At 61.3% G+C, this 18,674-nt stretch carries 14 protein-coding genes and 1 pseudogene; all 15 read right to left on the bottom strand.

Features of this window, described 5'->3' with window-relative positions; translation table 11 throughout:
• Window positions 1-29: 29 nt before the first annotated feature.
• The 15 genes and pseudogenes from RBH10_RS07620 to RBH10_RS07550 all read right to left on the bottom strand — a co-directional run bounded on the left by RBH10_RS07620 (window position 30) and on the right by RBH10_RS07550 (window position 18,669).
• Window positions 30-1,574, bottom strand: coding sequence for an ABC transporter substrate-binding protein (locus tag RBH10_RS07620; protein ID WP_281037568.1), 1,545 nt, complete (start codon window positions 1,572-1,574; stop codon window positions 30-32).
• Between the two features lie 29 nt (window positions 1,575-1,603).
• The gene (locus RBH10_RS07615) at window positions 1,604-2,446 is read right to left on the bottom strand and encodes a serine hydrolase (RefSeq protein WP_281037569.1); all 843 of its coding nucleotides are present in this window, start codon (window positions 2,444-2,446) and stop codon (window positions 1,604-1,606) included.
• 13 nt (window positions 2,447-2,459) lie between these two features.
• Complete coding sequence (locus tag RBH10_RS07610; RefSeq protein ID WP_281037570.1) at window positions 2,460-4,094, bottom strand: ABC transporter ATP-binding protein; 1,635 nt, start codon at window positions 4,092-4,094, stop codon at window positions 2,460-2,462.
• Window positions 4,091-4,909, bottom strand: a complete 819-nt coding sequence (locus tag RBH10_RS07605; protein ID WP_281037571.1) for an ABC transporter permease — start codon at window positions 4,907-4,909, stop codon at window positions 4,091-4,093. The genes RBH10_RS07610 and RBH10_RS07605 overlap by 4 nt, the downstream gene beginning before the upstream one ends.
• Window positions 4,906-5,850 carry an ABC transporter permease gene (locus RBH10_RS07600; RefSeq protein ID WP_281037572.1) on the bottom strand — a complete coding sequence of 315 codons (945 nt, stop codon included), beginning with the start codon at window positions 5,848-5,850 and terminating at the stop codon, window positions 4,906-4,908. The genes RBH10_RS07605 and RBH10_RS07600 overlap by 4 nt, the downstream gene beginning before the upstream one ends.
• 180 nt (window positions 5,851-6,030) lie before the next feature.
• A pseudogene (locus RBH10_RS07595) lies at window positions 6,031-6,937 on the bottom strand (LysR family transcriptional regulator).
• 115 nt (window positions 6,938-7,052) lie between these two features.
• Complete coding sequence (locus tag RBH10_RS07590) at window positions 7,053-7,997, bottom strand: isoaspartyl peptidase/L-asparaginase family protein (RefSeq protein ID WP_281037574.1); 945 nt, start codon at window positions 7,995-7,997, stop codon at window positions 7,053-7,055.
• Window positions 7,998-8,042: 45 nt separating this feature from the next.
• Complete coding sequence (locus RBH10_RS07585) at window positions 8,043-9,581, bottom strand: hydantoinase/oxoprolinase family protein (protein WP_281037575.1); 1,539 nt, start codon at window positions 9,579-9,581, stop codon at window positions 8,043-8,045.
• Entirely contained in the window at window positions 9,578-10,654 is a 1,077-nt protein-coding gene (locus RBH10_RS07580; protein WP_281037576.1) for a DUF917 domain-containing protein, read from the bottom strand. The genes RBH10_RS07585 and RBH10_RS07580 overlap by 4 nt, the downstream gene beginning before the upstream one ends.
• Window positions 10,655-10,769: 115 nt before the next feature.
• Complete coding sequence (locus RBH10_RS07575) at window positions 10,770-12,365, bottom strand: ABC transporter substrate-binding protein (RefSeq protein WP_281037577.1); 1,596 nt, start codon at window positions 12,363-12,365, stop codon at window positions 10,770-10,772.
• A 44-nt stretch (window positions 12,366-12,409) separates the two neighbouring features.
• Window positions 12,410-13,543: a DUF917 domain-containing protein gene (locus RBH10_RS07570; protein WP_281037578.1), complete on the bottom strand. Its 1,134-nt coding sequence runs from the start codon at window positions 13,541-13,543 to the stop codon at window positions 12,410-12,412.
• Window positions 13,536-15,092, bottom strand: coding sequence for a hydantoinase/oxoprolinase family protein (locus RBH10_RS07565; RefSeq protein ID WP_281037579.1), 1,557 nt, complete (start codon window positions 15,090-15,092; stop codon window positions 13,536-13,538). The genes RBH10_RS07570 and RBH10_RS07565 overlap by 8 nt, the downstream gene beginning before the upstream one ends.
• Window positions 15,093-15,109: 17 nt before the next feature.
• Entirely contained in the window at window positions 15,110-16,756 is a 1,647-nt protein-coding gene (gene nikE / locus RBH10_RS07560) for an ABC transporter ATP-binding protein (protein ID WP_281037580.1), read from the bottom strand.
• 3 nt (window positions 16,757-16,759) lie between these two features.
• Window positions 16,760-17,641, bottom strand: coding sequence for an ABC transporter permease (locus RBH10_RS07555; RefSeq protein WP_006698626.1), 882 nt, complete (start codon window positions 17,639-17,641; stop codon window positions 16,760-16,762).
• A complete protein-coding gene (locus RBH10_RS07550; RefSeq protein ID WP_281037581.1) occupies window positions 17,641-18,669 on the bottom strand; it encodes an ABC transporter permease in 1,029 nt (342 codons plus the stop codon). Before RBH10_RS07550 ends, RBH10_RS07555 begins: the two co-directional genes overlap by 1 nt.
• Window positions 18,670-18,674 lie beyond the last annotated feature (5 nt).

Below are 18,674 nucleotides of genomic sequence, written 5' to 3'. Positions count from 1 at the left end.
ACTTCGTTGCCGGCACGGGCGATAGCGGATCAGTCGTCGACCGAAACTTCCCAGAGGCGGGCATTCGACTGCCAGACCGGCTGGCCCTTGAGCTTCTTCGTCGCACCCCAGACATCGACCATGTCGTAAAGGAAGATACCCGGCATCTCCTTCAGCATCAGCTCGTGAAACTCGTCGAAAATCTTCTGGCGCTTGGTCTGGTCGGCCTCGACATAGGCGGCCTTCATCAACTCGATTGCCTTCGGATCATCCCACATCAGGGAGGCGTTCTTGTCCTTGTTGCCCACGTAGAAGGCATACATCAGGGCCGGATCGAGACGCGGGGCAACCGACTGCGAGATCACCTGATAGTTGCCGGAACGGCGGCGATCCACCTGCGTGGCATAATCCAGCACCTCGATCTGCACGTTGAGACCCGCCTGCTGCATCATGGCCTGCGCCATCACTGCTGCGGGAAAGCTCGGCACATTGCCACGCTTGTTGGCGATGATCGAGATCGGCTCGCCCTTGTAACCGGCAGCTGCCAGTTCCTTCTTGGCCGCTTCAATGTCATAGGCCGGGCGCTTCTTCTGGGTCTCATCGAAATAGACCGAGTCCTGCGAGACCATCGAGCCGTTGGCTTCGCCCGTGCCGTTAGATGCGGCGGCGACCAACTCGTTTAGATCAAGCGCCATCGCCATGGCGCGGCGCACGCCGGGGTTGCTCAGCACCTTGTCGCGGGTCTGGATGTAGAACAGGTTCTTGCCATTGTTGCGGGAGACGATGAGCTGCATCTTCTCGTTGGTCTTGAACTCCGGGATGAGATCGGGAGAAATCTCGGCCGTATCGAGCACGCCGGATTCAAGACCGGCCTTCACGGTCGAGGCGTCCGGAATGACCATGAACTTGATGCCGTCGGCCAACGGACGCTTGGAGCCGACCATGCCATCCGGCTTGCCCTCATTTGCCGGCGAAACATAATCCGCGAATTTCGCGAGGCGGATATATTCGCCTTTCTTCCATTCGCTCCATTGGAACGGACCGGTGCCGATGGGCTTGACGAAGCTGCCATCGGCGGCAACTGATTCCGGCGAGATCATGCCGGTATAACCGCATTCCGGCCGTGACATCAGGCCGAGGAAAACAGCAGACGGCTTTTCAAGTGTGATCTGAACCGTGGACGCGTCTGTGGCCTTGACGCCGGTGACATGCGCGGCCCCGCCCTCGGCAAAATCGTTCAGGCAGGCCCATTTGGTTTCCGGCTTCAGATAGCGCGTCCAGTTCCAGACGACATCCTCTGCGGTGAGCGGCTTGCCATTGTGGAATTTCACATCCGCGCGCAGCTTGAACGTATAGGTCAGGCCGTCAGGCGAAACCTCGAAACTCTCGGCAAGCAGCGGCTTCACCTCGCCACTATTATTGTAGCCGACGAGGCCCTCGACGATGTGCAGGATCACGCCATCCGTATTGCCGTCGCGGTTGACGCCCGGATTGCTGCTACGCAGATCGGAGCTTTGCGCGATGGTGATATCGCGGGCCGCCGCGATATTGGCGGTCACAAGCAGGGCCGCGCCTGCGAGAAGAAGTTTTTTCACTGTTCTACCCTCTTTGTTGTTGTTGATTGTCATTGTTGGAATCCGTCCCAGCAGGCCTGCGCCAGCCTGCCGATCGTTTCGAGCGCGATGGTGTATCCCGGCGTGCCGTCCGGCAGGGTCTGCGGCACTTCATCGGTATAGGCGGTGATGATGAAAGACGGTGCGCCGTTTCTGTAGACGATGCCGGCATCCATGCGCCCACGCTTGCCGCGTCCGCTCTTGCTGGCCACCATCGCCTCGAAAGGCAGGCGGGAGCGGATTCCATAGCGCAAAATCTGGTTTTTCAGCGTCTGCATCGCCCACTCGCACAATTGCGGGCTGCAGCCGAGCTTTGCCTGTGCCTCGGGTGAGGACTGGGCGTCGAGAATGGCCTGAAGCAACAGCACCTGATCCGCCGCCGAGGTGGTGGTGACGGTCTTCAGCGGATGATCGGCCGCCAGCGCCAACGGCGGAATGAGGAAACGGTGGTGCGTGTTGGCCATGCCGAGCGTCTTGCAATAGCCGTCCACTTCCTCCAGCGTCAGCCGCTCCAGCACCATCTTGGTGCAGACGTTGTCGCTCAGCACCATCATGCCGGCGAGCGCATCGCGCAGGGAAATGACGATGCCCGGTGTCATATAGCGGAACATGCCGCTCGCCACTTCTTCCGCCAGCCGCTTTTCGTAGGTGACGGGCTGGTCGAGATCGATCCGCCCTTCGCTTACGGCCTTGAGCACGGCCATCATGATCGACGTCTTACGGGTGCTGCCCGATGGCGTCTCCTCGTTTTCTCCCCGCCCGATCTCTTCGCCGGTCAGCAGGTTGCGCACCATGAAGCGCGTCACGAAAGGCTGTGCATCACAGATCGCATTCAGTTGGGCAGCCACAGTCATTGTCATCGTCCTGTTAAACTTCATCTTCCAGACGCCATTTGAGTGTCACACCGCCCTTTTCATTCTGGTCAAGAGCGGGAATGGCCGAGAGGAGCCGGCGTGTGTAGGCCTCTCTCGGATTGTCGAAAATCGTGTCGCGGTCGCCTTCTTCGATGATGCGACCGTCCTGCATGACGACCACACGATCAGCCACCTGCTCCACCACGCCGAGATCGTGGCTGATGAACAGGCAGGAAAAGCCGTAGCGTTTCTGCAGATCGGAAAAGAGCTCGAGCACCTGCGCCCGCACCGTCACGTCAAGCGCGGAAACCGGTTCGTCCGCGATCAGGAAACGGGGACGACGGGCAATGGCGCGGGCAATGGCCACGCGCTGGCGCTGGCCGCCGGAAAGCTCGTGCGGGTAACGGGTGGCATAGTCGGCACCAAGTCCCACCTCTTCCAGCGTCTCCAGCGCCCGTTTGCGCTTGGCGGCCTGATCGAGACCGGGCACGAGGCGCAACGCCTCTTCCACCAGCGCCTGAATGGTCATGCGCGGATCGAGCGAGGAATAGGGATCCTGAAATACCATCTGGCAATTCAGGCGATAGTCGTTCCAGTCCTCGTTGCGCTGCCGCCCCTGAAACTGGATCTGCCCTTCACTTTCCTGCACGAGACCGGCAATGGTGCGGCCAAGCGTGGTCTTGCCAGAACCGGAACCACCGACCAGCGCCACAACTTCACCTTCGTGAATATCGATGCTGACGCCGTGCAGCGCCCGCTTCGGCTTGGCTTTCTTGAGCAGCGACTTGCGTCCGGCATAATCGACGACGATGTTCCTGGCTGAAACCATTGGTGCTTTGCTAGTGTCGACGACGCGCGGCTCGCCCCGGAAGGGCAGAGAGGAAAGCAGCTTTTTCGTATAGGGATGCTGCGGTGCGTCCAGCAGGTCCTCGGTTCTGCCCTGTTCGACGATCGCGCCTTTTTCCATGACGACGATACGGCTGGTATAACGCGCCACCATCGGCAGATCGTGGCTGATGAGGAGAACCGCTGTCCCTTCCGCCCGCGTCAGCTCGACCATCAGTTCCATGACATCGCGCTGGATGACGGCATCGAGCGCCGTCGTCGGTTCGTCGGCGATCAGCAAGGCCGGTTTCAAAAGCATGACCGAGGCCAGCATGATGCGCTGGCGCATGCCACCGGAAAACTCATGCGGATAGGCCGCAAGCGCGCCTTCGGGATCGCGGATGCCAACCCGCTTCAGCATGTCGAGAATTTTTTCGCGGCGCTCTTCCGGCGACAGTTTCGTGTGAAGGATCAGGCCTTCTTCCAGCTGCCGACCGATCGTCATCGATGGATTGAGAGAAGTCATCGGCTCCTGGAAAACGACGCCGATCTCCGCGCCGCGCAGGCTGCGAAGTTCCCTTGTAGGCAGGGACATCACGTCCTTTCCCTTGTAGATAACCGATCCGCCGGTAACGGCGATCGCCGGAGGCAGAAGCGAGATGAGCGCGCGGGTGGCCAGCGTTTTGCCCGATCCGCTTTCGCCGACGATGCCGAAGATTTCGCCAGCGGCAATATCGAAGGAGACATTGTTGACCACTTGGTGGCCGGTTCTGGCGACCTCCAGCGAAAGGCCACGCACGGTAAGAAGAGTATTGTCCGTCATTTGAGACCTCTCATGCGCGGATCAAGCCTGTCGCGCAGGGCATCGCCCAGAAGATTGATGCCGAGCAGCGTCAGCGCGATGCAGAGACCGGGGAAAAGCCCGAGCCAGACGGCCTGCTGGATGAAGGGCCGGCCGGCGGCCAGCATGTTGCCCCAGGTGGGGGCCGGCGGCGGCACGCCGAGGCCGAGGAAAGACAGCGCGCTTTCCGAGAGGATGGCCCAGCCGAACATGGAGGTGGCGAGTACCGTGATCGGCGCTATGCAGTTGGGCAAGATGTGGCGGAACATGGTGTAGATCTCACCATTGCCCATCACCATCGATGCCTCGATGAACTCGCGCTCACGCAGCGAGAGGACAGCGCCACGCACCACACGGGCCATGGACGGCGTATAGGCGATGCCAAGCGCAAAGATGATGCCGTACTGGTTGGCACCGAAGACCGCGAGAAGACCGAGCGCCAAGAGAATGCCCGGAAAGGCGAGAAGCGCATTGTTGATCGCCATGATGACGCCATCCACCCAGCCACGCGCATAACCGCTGACAAGGCCGATCAGGGTGCCGCAGATCGTCGCGAAGCTGACCGTCAGGAAGCCGATCCAGACGCTGGCGCGCGCGCCGACCATCAGGCGGCTGAGAACATCGCGCCCGAACTCGTCGGTGCCGAGAAGATGGCTTGGACCGGGTGCGGCCAGACGCGAGGCGAAACCGAGCTTCATCGGATCATAGGGCGTCCAGAACAGGCCGGTAATGGCGGTGATGAGCAGGAGGCCGATGAGAACGCCGCCGATAAGCCCGTTGAGTGTGAACTTTTTCATTCGGCAACCACACGCGGATCGAAGAGGGGATAAAGAAGGTCGACGAAGAGGTTGACCAGCACGTAGGACAGGGAAACGAACAACAGGCAGCCCTGTATGACGGGGTAGTCGCGCGCAAAGATACTGTCGACCATCAGCCGCCCAAGCCCCGGAATGGTGAACACCGTCTCGATGACGGCAATGCCGCCGAGAAGATTGCCGAGGATGAGACCGATCATCGTCCATGTCGGGCCAAACGCGTTCTTGAAGGCGTGCCGCCAGAGCACGGCGCTTTCCGAAAGCCCCTTGGCGCGAGCATGGGTGACGTAATCCAACCGCAGCACTTCCAGCGTGGAGGCGCGCGCCATGCGGATCAGAACACCCATTTCGTGGATCACCAGCGTCATGACAGGCAGGACGAGATAAAGCATACCGCCGACGAGATTATCGCCGATCGAGACATATCCCAGCACCGGCAACCAGCCGAGCTTGAGGCCAAAGAACAACAGAAGCAGAAGCCCCAACCAGAATGTCGGGATAGACAGCAAGAGAGTCGCCGTTCCCACCAGTGCGAGGTCGGTCAGGCTGTTCTGCTTCCAGGCGGCGATCACACCCGCAGGAACCGCAATGAGGCTGGCGAGCAGCACGGCGACAACAACGATCTCGGCGCTGACGAGGAACCGCGACACAACCAGCGGCAACACCGCCTCGTTGTTGACGATGGACCGGCCGAAATCACCCTGCACCACGTTGCCGGCCCAGATGAGGAATTGTTGCGGCATGGATTTGTCCAGGCCGAGTTCGGTTCTCATCGCCTCGATCTGCTCGGGTTGCGCCATGTCGCCCAGCATCAGGGCGGCCGGATCACCCGGAATGAAGCGGATGAGCGCAAAGACCGTGATCGACACAAAGGCGATCGTCGGCAGCGCCATCAAAAGACGGCTCAGTATGAATCTTATCATCGGTTCCCCACGATTGATGGCCGGGAACGTGCTCCCGCCTCTATCGGTTTCGTTGCGAATGACTATGACGGATTGATAAATAACGTGCAATATTATGCATAAACGTCATATATCTATGCAGAATGGTGGCACGTTTCATCCTGACAGGGACATTGAGATTTCCCGCGAAAAACCCTGTTTTCAGTCGATTTTTTGCGAAAGCTGGATCTGCTGCTTCAAGGCGTCGCTGAGCGCCTGTGCAGCGATGGACAGCGGTGCACCAGAGGCCCGGGCGAGACCGAATTCCTGCGTTGACTGCGGGACAAACGGCCGGGCGACAACGGGAAGGTGCCTGTAAAGATTCTGCGTAGAAACTGCTGATAATCGTAACCCCCAGCCCGTGCGCCACATAGGCGCATGCGGAACTGTTGGTATGCGTTTCGATCTTCACCATCGGCTTGACGCCTGCCTTCTTGAAAACCTGATCGAGCGCCATGCGGTTGGGCCGCTGCCGGCCGATCAGAATAAGCGGAATGTTGCGCAGGTCCTTGACCGTAATCTCGGCAAGTGCGGCCAGCGGGTGATCCTCCCGGACGACGCAGACGCTTTTGCCGGTGGCAACACGCTCAACATCGATGCCCGGTCCGATCTCGCCTTCCATTCGCAGGAAACCGAGGTCGATCACCCGCTCGCCAACCAGCTTGTTGATGGCGGTGGTCGTTTCGAAAAAAGTCTCGATACGCACGCCAGGGAAATCCCTGACGTAGTCGATCAGCATGGCGGGCGCGAAATTCTCCCACATGCTGCTCGGCAGGCCGATGCGGACAATTTCGGGACCGGCAGCACCATTGCGCAGATCTTCGGCGTGGCCGGACATGCGGTCGACGGCGAGCAGCACATTTTCCGCGTCCCGGGCGAGAAGTGCTGCCTCCGGCGTCGGGATCAAACGTCCCTTGTCACGAGCAAACAGCGTCAGCGACAGGTCCGCCTCAAGCTGCGCCAGAAGCCGGCTGATACCGGACTGGCTGAGTCCCATCGCTTTGGCCGTGGCGATGGTCGAGCCGGTGGACAGAAGCGTGCGCAGGACTTCAAGCTGCTTGATGTTCATGAGGCCAGCACCATGGGTGAAAAACGAACCGGTTTCGGTTCAGACGTTTTGCCGCCGATGAGCCTTGATGTCACCGGTTTTTTTAGCACCGTCATGCGGCCCGCGTGGTCGCCGGTTACAATTCCACCTCATAGACCCTGTCGTGGGTGGCAACGCAAGCCTCTCCTGATGGGGTCACCCAGCCCCGGAACATGCCGGGCGTATTATAGGGCGCGGCAATGCCACCTTCGGCATCGATGGCGACCAGACCCGCACCGATATCGTAGGGCGCCAGATCCTTGTGGACGAGGTTGCCCGCAGCGGTTTCCAGATCCTGCCCGAGATAGGCGACACGGGACGCGATCTCATGGCCGACGACATAACGGATGAAAAATTCACCCTTGCCGGTGCCGGAAACGGCGCAGGCACCGTTACGGGCATAGGTGCCGGCCCCGATCACCGGGCTGTCACCCACCCGGCCGTCAGGCTTGTTGGTGTAGCCGCCGGTCGACGTCGCGGCTGCAAGATGCCCCGCCGCATCGAGTGCCACGGCGCCGACGGTTCCGTGCTTTTCGTTTTCAGTTGCTTCCGTGCCAGTGGCAGCATGGACCTTCATGGCCGCCAGCGCCTCGACACGCCTTTGCGTGGTGAAATAGGACTGAAGCTCCGTTGCAAGCCCCTTCTCCTGCGCGAACCGGTCTGCCGCTTCGCCGGTGAGATAGACCGCCCGTTCATCCACCATCAGCGCGCGAGCCGCCTTTACCGGGTTTCGGATGGCGCGGGAGGCACTGATCGCGCCCGCCGCCAGCGTCTTGCCGTCCATGATCGACGCGTCGAGTTCGTGAATGCCGTTCTCGTTGAGCGCTGCCCCATGCCCGGCATTGAAATGCGGGCTGTCCTCCATGACGACGACCGCCGCCTCAACCGCTTCCAGCGCAGTGCCGCCAGCCTTCAGCACGCCATAACCGGCGCGCAGTGCCGCCGCCAGATCGTGGCGCGCCGCCTCCCATTCCTCCGGAGTCATGCTGTCTTCCGGCATCACGCCGCAACCACCGTGAATGGCCAATGCGATCTTCGTCATGTCCTCACTCCACTGTTGCCCCGCCGCCGGCAGGGCCTCTTACCATCAATGAAAGCCGATATCGCCGATAACACGCACGCGGACCCTGCGAGCGCCGCCAGGCAGATAGGCGATCGGAATATCCTCCACCTCAAGCGTCTTGAGGCTCGCGCGCTCCGCTCCCGAAGCAACCGCCGCGTTCTGCGCTTCGGTCTCGGCTTTCGCAAGGGCCTCGTCGCGGCTCAAGCCGGAAAAGACCTGATCCACCTCGCCGGAAACCTGCGCCATCGCAGCACCGAGCGCATTGGCAACACCTGCATTTTCCACCCGCAGCACCTCGGATGCACCCGGAACCCGCTCCGGTATCAGGAATGCCCCGCCGCCGACCGCGATAAGCGGCACGTCTTCCGCAGAAGTCTTCATCTGGTCGAAACTGTCGGCCACCATGTCGCGGATACGGCCAAGCGTCGCCTGCACGAATGCCGGATCGAGGTCCTTCACACGATCCCTGTCGCCCATCTCGATCAGGCCTGCGGCAACGGCGATATCCGATGTCGTCAGTGTCTCGCCGCCGAAAACGCGGGCTTCCGTGAGGATACGATATCCCACCGAACGCGGGCCGATCTTACCGGTCTGCGGGTCGACAATCGTGCCGCCGCCAAGTGCGATCGGCAGAAGGTCGGGCATGCGGAACAGGGTGCGCACTCCACCAATATGGACGATATTGTTCGCCTCACGCGGGAACCCGCCGACGAGGCAACCAATATCGGAGGTGGTGCCGCCGACATCCACCACCATGGCATCGGAAAGCCCGGTGAGGAAGGCAGCACCACGCATCGAATTGGTCGGGCCGGAAGCGAAGCTGTGCACGGGGTTTGTGGCAGCCACATCCGCAAGCGCCACGGTTCCGTCGTTCTGAGTCAGATAGAACGGCGCTTTCACGCCAGCCTCCCGTAGCGCATCGGAAAATGCCTGTACCGTGGTCTTGCCCAATGTCTGAAGGGCGGCATTCAGAAGTGCGACGTTCTCGCGCTCCAGAAGCCCGATGCGGCCGAGCGTGTGGGAGAGCGTGATGCGCGCGTCGGGAATGACCGAACGGACGATCTCCGCCGCCCTTACCTCGCATTCCGTGGTCAGCGGCGAGAAGGTTGCGGAAATGGCGATGGAGGTGATGCCCGCATCGCGGATTTTCATCGCCGCTTCACGGATTTCATCCGGGATCATCGGCACCAGCGGACTGCCATCATATTCATGGCCGCCATGAACCATGAAGATCAGCGGATCAACGGCATCGTGCAAATCCTTCGGCCAGTCGCACATGGGCGGCAGCGAAGAACCGGTTGGTAGCGCGATGCGGATGGCCGCAACCCGCTCCAGCCGGGCGCGCTCCACGACCGCATTGGTGAAATGCGTCGTGCCGATCATAACCGCGTCGATCGAGCGATCCGCCGCACCGACATGGCCCACCACATAGCTCAATGCCGCCTTCACGCCGGACAGGACATCCTGCGTAGTTGGAACCTTGATGGAGGCGACGATGGTGTCTCCATCGATCAAAACGGCATCCGTATTGGTGCCGCCAACGTCAATACCGATGCGTTTCATGGGAATACCGATTTAAAGTCAATGTCATAACCGAAGGCGCGCGGGCCGACGGCGGCGATGCCTGCAGGCGTCGTCAAAAGTTCCGGCGCCGGCAGGGCGACAACCGTGACACGCTGGCCATACCGCACCGATTCTGTGCCGATGGCGCTGCCCGAAACGGTATCGAGAAGGCAAAGCAGGTCCGGCGTCATGGCAACCGGCTGGCCATCGCGGAAAGCGACCGCCCATTCATTCTGGAAGGCAAGCTCCAGGCGCGAGCCCCTGTCGGCATCGATACCTTCAATAGTGGTGCTGCCGCGCAGGAAGCCGCCGGTGGTCTCGCGGGCGACATCCACCACCTTGCCGCGGAACAGCTGCTTGCCGCCCTCATGGTTGAGAACCGCTTGAACCGGGTCATCATGGCGCGCACGCGCCTCCATCACCGCGCGCCCGAGTTCGGTCGCCTTGGTGACGGTGTAATGAATGCCCCATTCCTTCACTTCCTTGCCGGTGCGCGGCGCCTTGCAGGTGGCGGCGGTGGAGCCGACTTCGGTGCAGACCTTGCGCGAGATGCGCTCCATCCACTTCCAGGAGGCAGCGCGCGTTACGATCACCTCATTGTCGCGCACATCGACCAGCGACAGCGGAAACATCGGCAGATTGCCGATGGCGAAGGACGTCATCTGCGCTTCGGGATAGGCGCGTCCCATCGCATCCGCATTGACGACCGGCCGGTCGAGCATGGCGGCGGCGAGGAAAGACGACAGCGCGTTAGAACCGCCGATCTCAACGCTCATGATCGCCCGGAACGGCTTACCGAGATAATCCTCCATCACCTCGACAGCACGGGCGAGATGAACGGGGTCTCCCAACCGCTCCTGACCAACGAGCGGCGCTCCCATCTTGGAGACGACGGCGACCATGTCGTCATCAGCAAGCGCCATCGGGTCCATGACCTTCACTCGTTTGCCCTCGGCATAAAGACGGCGCAGATTGAGCGTCGAGATATAGGGATTGCCTCCGCCGCCGGTTCCCAGAATCCAGGCACCTGTGGCAAGAGGTTCGATATCGTCTTCGGAAAATTCCTGGATCATGCGTCATCCTCGGGCATGCCGCAGCCGTTCCGGCGCAAGCGATGCTCCTTCCCTTTGTCGTTCCAAGTCTCATCGGCCCCGCCCTCAGGCGGGACCGGTTTTCATGAGGCGGAAATCACTCCGCCTTGCAGTCCCAATGGAAGTTGGAGAAGTTCAGGTCCCAGCTCTGCATGGGAATGAACTCGTAACCCTGAAGGCACTTGTTCGCCGCATAACGGCGGTTGGGCGCAACCGCCCAGACATCCGGCTGAAGATCGGCGATCTTCGTTTGCAGTTCCTTGTAGGTGGCGTTCTGTTCGTTGACATCGGTCGTGGCGCGAACCTTGTCGATCAGCCCGTCGATTTCCGCGTTCTGCAGCCATTCCATCGACATCCAGGTGCCGGAGGCCTTGGAGTGGTACTGGTTGTAGAACATCGCATCCGGCGACGGATAGGTGGGCGAGATATTCACCTGCGTCGATGCGGGCGTTGTATCGGGCTTGGAGGAAAGCTCCACGATGCGGTTCCACGGCTCCGGCTTGATATCGAGCGTGATGCCGATCTGCTCGAGGCTGGACTGTAGAAGCAGCGCCACTTCCGCCTCGAAGGCCAGCGAAGCGACATAGCTGTTGACGAGCGTGATCTTCTGGCCGGCATATTTAGACTTCGCCAGTTCTTCCTTCGCCTTTTCCAGATCGTAGACGCCGGGCTGGATGTCGCCGTTATGCGCGTCCTTGAAAGCGTCGGAGAGCGGTCCCTGCATGTCGAAACCGGGATAAATCACTTCCTGGATCGTCTTGTAATCCGTTGCATAGGCAATGGCGCGGCGAACGTGAACGTCGTCGGTCGGGTAAACCTTGGTGTTCAGCTTGATGACGAAACCGCCGGCGGTGCGGGTCTGGATCAGCTTGTAACCCTTCATCCGGCCGATGGATTCATAGGTGTCGTTGCCAAGACCGTGCGAGGAAAGGCCAAGTTCACCCTTTTCCGCAAGCGCCTTGACGGTGGCGTCGTCGCTCGTCTGAACGAAGCGCACTTCGTCAATCGGCTTGCCCTTGGTCCAGCCAAGGAAATAGTCCGCATTGCGGGCGATGACCATATCGGCAGAACGGTTGTAGCTGACGAGCTTGTAGGCGCCGGAACCGGCGGAATGTTCGCCGACATAGGCCTCGCCCCATTTGTCTTCGGGCTTGGCATTGGTTTCGATCAGCGTCTTGTTGAGCGCCATCATCAGCGGCGTGGCGGCCATGAAGGGCGAAAATTGGCGCTCGATCTTCATGACGAGCGTCGCATCGTCAGGCGCGGTGACGTTTTCGGGCTTCAGCACGCCGACGATGAGGTTCGACGGGCCCTTGTTGATGCCGAGCAGGCGCTGCACGGACCAGGCAAGATCGGCAGCCTTCACGGCCGTGCCATCCTGGAACTTTGCGTCGTCGCGGAGATGGAAGGTATAGGTCAGGCCGTCTTCAGAAATATCCCAGGACTTTGCCAGATGCGGCACGATTTCGCCCTTGGCGTTCACCGTCGTCAGGCCGTCATACATGTTCACGATGGCCATGTAGCCGGTATAGTCGGTCACCTTCGCCGGGTCGAGCGAGCTGAATATCTGCATGGTATTGACCGCGACCGACACCTTGTCTTCCGCAAAAGCAGCGGAAGGAACAAGCGGCAACGCGATTGCCGTGCCGAGCGCAAGCACGGCAAGGCGGGAAGAAAGTCCTGGCATTTTCATTTTTCGTTCTCCTCTTTATTGCGGGTCATTTGCCCCGCTTATGGTTAGGCAGCCTTGCTGACCGGGACGGGCAGCGGTGAGAAAGGAATGTCCGGATAACCGAACGCGGCCGGCCCGACGACCTCAAGCGCACGGGCGCTGCGCAGCAGATCGTGGCAGGGGATGGCGATGACGGCCACGCGCTGGCCGTAGCGCAGGACTTCGGTGGTGATCGGATAACCGGTGTCGACATCGAGCAGGACGATCAGGTCGGGAACCGTCACTTCCACCTTGCCGTCACGGGTAAACAGCAGGAACTCGTTCTGGATGGCGACGCCCGCCGTCTGGCCCGCGCAATCATCAAAGCCGGACAGCGTGAGATCGCCGACCGCGAAACCGCCGCGCAGATGGCGCTTCAGATCGGTGATCTTGCCGTTGAAGATGCGCTTTCCGCCTTCCAGTGCACAGACCGCGGCAATCGGGTCGTCCTGCTGCTTGCGGGCGCGGATCACCGCCTCACCGATGGCAATCGCCTTGGTGTAGGTTTTCGGAATGCCATACTGGTGCACGTAATGCGCCTGCATCGGCGCGGTCGCCAGCATCGCGCCGCCGCCCTGCGAGACGACGCAGGCGCGCGCCATGCGCTCGTGCCAGACTTCGGAAACGGCGTGGCTGAAGATCACGGCATTGCCGTGCAGGTCGCACATCACCGATGGCGTCGAACTGTGGCCGTAGATGGAGAAGGTCGTCATCTGCATCTCTGGGAAAGCTCGGCCCATGCCGTCGCAATCGAGGATCGGCAGGCCACCAAGCGCCGCTGTCACCAGCGGGTTCATGGAGTTCGAGCCGCCGATTTCCTCGCAGACGATCGCGTCTACTGGCGTGCGGATCAGCTCTTCCATGGCGCGCAGGCAGCGCAGGCCTTCACGGCCTTCGCGGATGCGCTCCACGCCGACCACGGGCGCGCCGATGCCGCCGATGGACATGCAAAGCGCGTCCGGCTCGATGGCGTCGGTTGCAAGGATCTTCATCTCGTAACCGGCCTTCATGGCTTCCAGTGCAAGCAGCTTGCCCAGATAGGGATTGCCGCCGCCGCCCGTGCCGAGAATGCCCGCACCGATTTCCAGCGCGTCGAGATCTTCCCGCGTCAGCGTGCGCAATGCCGCTTCGTCATATTTCAGCTTGCGCGTCTCAGCCATGATTGGCCCCCATTTCTCCAACAACTTTCACATGAATGCGGGTGGCATTGCCCGGCAGGTATGCAAGCGGCATATCCTCGCGCTCGATGACTTCCAGCGTCTCGGCCAGTGCGCCGGCGTCGATCGCCTTCTCGCGTGCCTCAGCCTCGGCCTCGGCCAGCGCGCTCTCGCGCGTTCGCCCCTCGACCAGCGAGAAGACGCGATCGGTCTCGCCGCTGATCTGCGCGATCGCCGCGCCGACGGCATTCGCCACCGCGAAATTCTCGGGCCGGATGACCTCCAGGTCACCGATACGATCCGGCATGAGGATCGAACCGCCGCCAACGGCGATGACAGGCACCGGCGATGACGAAATGCGGCTGCGCTCCACACAGGACTCGAGCATGTCGTTGATCTTTTTGACTGCGGCATCCACCAGCCGCCTGTCGAGAGTGGAAACCAGCGCCTTCTCGCCCACATCCGCCTTGCCGGATGCGACCGCGATATCGGTTGCGGTCAGGGTCGTGCCGCCGAAGCAGAGTGCCTCACGGCGGACACGGTAACCGACGGATTTCGGGCCGACGGTCAGGCCGTGGTCGCCATTGACCACCAGTGAGCCGCCACCAAGACCGATCGAGAACACATCCGGCATGCGGAAATTGGTGCGCACGCCGCCAATATCCACCGTCGTGGAAGCCTGGCGGGGGAAGCCGTGCGACAGCGAGCCGACATCGGAGGTAGTGCCGCCGACATCCACCACCACGGCATCCTTGAGGCCGGTGAGGAAGGCCGCACCGCGCATGGAATTGGTCGGACCGGAGGCGAAGGTGAGCACGGGGAAGCCGCGCACCACATCCGCCGCCATCAGCGTGCCGTCGTTCTGGGTGATGTAGAACGGGCAGGTTATGCCCGCTGCCTTCAGCGCCTCACCGAAAGCGGCGACGGTGCGGTCCGCAAGCGACAGAAGGCTGGCATTCATGATCGCAGCACTCTCGCGGGCGAGCAGACCATGCCGGCCAATATCCTTGGACATCACCACCGGCAGGCCGGGGCAGCGTTCCTGCAGGATTTCCTTCGCCCGCAGCTCCATCGCATCGTTGATGCCGCTGAAAACGCAGGTGACGGCAGCGGCCTTCAGGCCCTTGGCGCGGATATCGGCGGCGATACGGACGATCTCGTCCTCATCGAGCGGCGAAATTTCGCGGCCGTCGAATTCGTAACCGCCGCGCACCTGATAACCGTGGTTGCCGACGATTTCCCGGAGATCATCCGGCCAGTCGACCATAGGCGGCAGGCCGGCGCCGGAAGGCAGGCCGAGACGGATGGCGGCGACCTCGTCCATATGCCGCCGCTCGATCACCGCATTGGTGAAATGCGTGGTGCCGATCATCACGGCGCCGATGCGTGCCCTGTCGATGCCCGACGCCTCGATCACCTTTTCAAGGGCTTCGATGACACCGGACGTCACATCCTCGGTGGTGGAGGCCTTAACCCCCGCCAGAACGGTTTTATCCTGTAACACAACGGCATCGGTATTTGTGCCGCCGACGTCAATTCCAACGCGATACACGTCAGGCTCCTCTTTTATCAATCGGTCGTTTTTACGAGGAAGCGCATGCGCTCTTCCTCAGTCACGGTGGGTTTCAGACGTTCTTCCTCGTCGGTGACGACGGGGATCGCCGCGATCAGCGCGCGGGTATAGGGATGCTCCGGCTGGGCAAAAACCGCAGACGTCACCCCTTCCTCGACGATCTCACCGCGCAGCATGATGGCGATGCGCGAGCAGAAATTGCGCATCAGCGACAGGTCGTGCGAGATCATCAGATAGGTCAGGCCAAGCTCCTCGCGCAGCTGCAGGAGAAGGTCGATCACCGTCTTCTGCACCGAAACATCGAGTGCCGCAGTCGGCTCGTCGAGAATGAGGATTTTCGGCTCTGCAGCGAGTGCACGGGCAATCGCCACGCGCTGCTTCTGTCCGCCGGAAAGCTCATGCGGATATTTGCCGAGATAGGATTGCGGCAGCCGCACCAACCCCAACAGTTCCTGCATCCGGTTTTCCCGCGCCTGGCCGTCCATGCCGATGGATTTCAGCGGCAGGGTCAGCGTCTGCCTGACGGTGCGCTTCGGATTGAGGGAAGTGCCCGGATTTTGATAAACGATCTGCGTCAGCCGTTTGCCGCGCTCTGGCGCCGGGGCGTCGATGACAAGATTGCCAGACGTGGGATGCGAAAGGCCCATGATCATGCGGGCGACCGAGGTCTTGCCGGAACCGGATTCTCCGGCAAGACCGAAAACCTCGCCTTGCTTCAGCGTCAGGTTCACGTCGCGCACGGCATGGTAGCCGTTGCGTCTGCCGTAAATCTTGTTCAGGCCTTCGATGGTGATGATGGGCTGCCGCGTGCTTTGCGCGAGATCCGTGACACGTGAGCCATAGAGCGGCGGCACCGCATCCAGCAGCGAACGCGTGTAATCCGCAGCGGGAGAATGCAGGATTTGCGTGCAAGGGCCGGTCTCAACGATATCACCGTGATGCATGACCACGACCCGATCCGCCACCTTGCGCACGACGCCTAGATTGTGGGTTATCATCAGCAGCGCCATGTTTTCTTCGGCAACCAGCTGGTTGATAAGGTTGAGGATTTCATCCTGCGTCGTCACGTCGAGCGCCGTGCCCGGCTCATCGGCGATCAAGAGCTTTGGCTGGTGCAGCAGCGCAAGCCCAATCAGCACACGCTGGCGCATGCCGCCCGAAAGCTCGGACGGATAGGCATTCATCACCCGCTCGGTATCAGCAAGCTGCACCCGGCGCAGAACCGCCGCAATGCGGGTGCGGCGCTCGGCCTTGGACGAGCTGATGCCATCGCGTTTGTCGGCAAAGCGCATAACATCATCGAGATGCGTGCCGATCTTGAAGACCGGATTGAAGGAAGACAGCGGGTCCTGCATGATCAGCGAAAACGCCGTTCCCTTCAGCGCCTCGCGCTCCCTTCGCGGCATGGCAAGCACATCCCGGCCATCGATGACGATGGCGCCGGAGGCAATAGTGGCATTCTTCGGCAAAGTGCCGATGATCGCCTTGGCGGTGACGGATTTACCCGATCCGGTTTCGCCGATCAGCGCCACGCGCTCGCCGGCGGCGACCGTGAAGGCGACATCGCGCAACACCTGGCGTGTGCGGCCATAATTGGTGAAGGTGACATTGAGGTTTTCGACTTTGAGAAGCGGTTCAGTCATGGCTTAGCTTTCCACGTCGAACATGTCACGCAGGCCGTCGCCCAGCAGATTGAAACCCAGCGTCACATAAAGCACGGCCGCACCGGGGCAGAGCACTTCCCACCAGAAATCCGGCATGAACTGGCGCCCGTCGGCAACCATCGATCCAAGGTCGGGGGTCGGCGGTTTGACGCCGAAACCGAGGAAGCTCAGCGTCGCGCCGAAGAGGATGACGAATGCCGCATCCAGCGTCGTCTTGACCGATATGACCGAGACGCAATTAGGCAGGATTTCGCGAAAGAGAATGTGCAGCGGGCCGGCACCGGCAAGGCGCGCCGCCTCGATATAGTCCTCTGATGCGATGGACTTCGACACCGAATAGATCAGCCGCGCATGCCAGGTCCACCACAGAAGGGTGATCGCGATCATGGCATTCGTCAGCGTCGGTTCCAGGAGGTTGGAGACCGCCAGCGCCATGACGAGCGGCGGCATGGCCAGCATCACATTCGTCAGGCCGCTGATGAGTTTTTCAGTCCAGCCGCCGAAATAACCGGCGATCAGGCCGAGCACCGTGCCGACGGGAACCGAGATACCGAGCACGCCGATGACGAGAAGCAGCGAGACGCGGAGCCCAAAGATGGTGCGGGAAAAGATATCGCGGCCGGCCTTGTCGGTGCCGAACCAGTGCTCCAGATCCGGCGGCATGTGGCGCGCACGGAAATCGACGACCGCGCCGATATGTTTCGGATAAGGCGTGAGCCATGGCGCGAAGACCGCCAGCACCAGCACCGACAGGAGGATCAGCGAGCCGATGACCGCCGCCGGGTTGCGGCTGAAACGGTACCACATCATGTAACCGGCGCTTAAACCGCGATCGGTGGGTTCGAGCATTTTCATATCAGCCATCAGCGAGCCTCCTTGCGGCGCAGGCGCGGGTCGATGATCGAGATCAGGACATCCACGATCAGGTTCGCAACGATGAAGAACAGGCCGGCCACCAGCACCACGGCGGTCACGGCATTGAGGTCTTTTTGCAGGATGGAATTCAGCCCGTAGGAGGCGAAGCCGCCCCAAGCAAAGACCATTTCGATCACGAAGGCATTGCCGATCAGCGAGGCGAATTCGAGCCCCATGATCGTCAGCGGCGCGATGGAAGAGAGCTTCAGGAGATAACGGAAGATGATGACCCGCTCCGGCACGCCGAAGCTTTGCAGGGTGAGCACATGGTCCTTGCGCTGGTTCTCGATCATCGAGGAACGCGTGATGCGGGTGATCTGGCCGATGCCGGCCATGGAGAGCGCAAAGGCCGGCAGCGCAAGGTGTTTCAGCGCATCCAGCACCACATCGAACCGTCCGGCAAGCGTGCCGTCGATCAGGAGGAAGCCCGTCGGGCCACCCTGCCAGCCAAGCCCGTGGTCAAGCCTGCCGATGATCGGCCAGCCGGAAAGAAACCGGGCGGCCAGCAATTGCAGCGTGATGGCGAAGAGAAAACTCGGGATCGTCACCCCGGTGAGCGACAGGATACGGCCGATATGGTCCAGCGGCCGGTCGCGATAATGCGCGGTGATGACGCCGAGCGGGATGGCGACGGCGAACATGAAGATGACCGAGACCAACACCAGCTCGACGGTGGCGGGAACAGTCTGCGCCAGATCGGTGGTGACGGGACGCTGGGACACCAGCGAGAAGCCGAGATCGCCGTGAAGCGCATTGCCGATATAGTCGAGATATTGAACGGCTAGCGGCTTATCGAGACCCATCTCGCCGCGCAGCGCATCCACCTGTTCCTGCGTTGCCGCCGGCCCCAGCGCCATGCGGGCGGGATCTCCCGGCACCACACGGGCCAACGCGAAAATCATGATGGACAGGGCGATCATGACCAGCACGAAAGCGCCGAGCCTGTTCAAAATCGCGACCAGCGGATGTTGCTGCATCGGTG

Source organism: Rhizobium sp. AN73 (genome assembly GCF_030757975.1).
Taxonomy (GTDB): Bacteria; Pseudomonadota; Alphaproteobacteria; order Rhizobiales; family Rhizobiaceae; genus Agrobacterium; species Agrobacterium arsenijevicii.
This window is presented reverse-complemented; position numbering and strand designations above follow the sequence as displayed.

What these genes read in the sequence shown, in the direction of transcription:
- RBH10_RS07615 (WP_281037569.1), bottom strand. Translation starts at nt 2,446, where the DNA reads ATGACTGTGGCTGCCCAACTGAATGCGATCTGTGATGCACAGCCTTTC.
- RBH10_RS07610 (WP_281037570.1), bottom strand. Translation starts at nt 4,094, where the DNA reads ATGACGGACAATACTCTTCTTACCGTGCGTGGCCTTTCGCTGGAGGTC.
- RBH10_RS07605 (WP_281037571.1), bottom strand. Translation starts at nt 4,909, where the DNA reads ATGAAAAAGTTCACACTCAACGGGCTTATCGGCGGCGTTCTCATCGGC.
- RBH10_RS07600 (WP_281037572.1), bottom strand. Translation starts at nt 5,850, where the DNA reads ATGATAAGATTCATACTGAGCCGTCTTTTGATGGCGCTGCCGACGATC.
- RBH10_RS07590 (WP_281037574.1), bottom strand. Translation starts at nt 7,997, where the DNA reads ATGACGAAGATCGCATTGGCCATTCACGGTGGTTGCGGCGTGATGCCG.
- RBH10_RS07585 (WP_281037575.1), bottom strand. Translation starts at nt 9,581, where the DNA reads ATGAAACGCATCGGTATTGACGTTGGCGGCACCAATACGGATGCCGTT.
- RBH10_RS07580 (WP_281037576.1), bottom strand. Translation starts at nt 10,654, where the DNA reads ATGATCCAGGAATTTTCCGAAGACGATATCGAACCTCTTGCCACAGGT.
- RBH10_RS07575 (WP_281037577.1), bottom strand. Translation starts at nt 12,365, where the DNA reads ATGAAAATGCCAGGACTTTCTTCCCGCCTTGCCGTGCTTGCGCTCGGC.
- RBH10_RS07570 (WP_281037578.1), bottom strand. Translation starts at nt 13,543, where the DNA reads ATGGCTGAGACGCGCAAGCTGAAATATGACGAAGCGGCATTGCGCACG.
- nikE (WP_281037580.1), bottom strand. Translation starts at nt 16,756, where the DNA reads ATGACTGAACCGCTTCTCAAAGTCGAAAACCTCAATGTCACCTTCACC.
- RBH10_RS07555 (WP_006698626.1), bottom strand. Translation starts at nt 17,641, where the DNA reads ATGGCTGATATGAAAATGCTCGAACCCACCGATCGCGGTTTAAGCGCC.
- RBH10_RS07550 (WP_281037581.1), bottom strand. Translation starts at nt 18,669, where the DNA reads ATGCAGCAACATCCGCTGGTCGCGATTTTGAACAGGCTCGGCGCTTTC.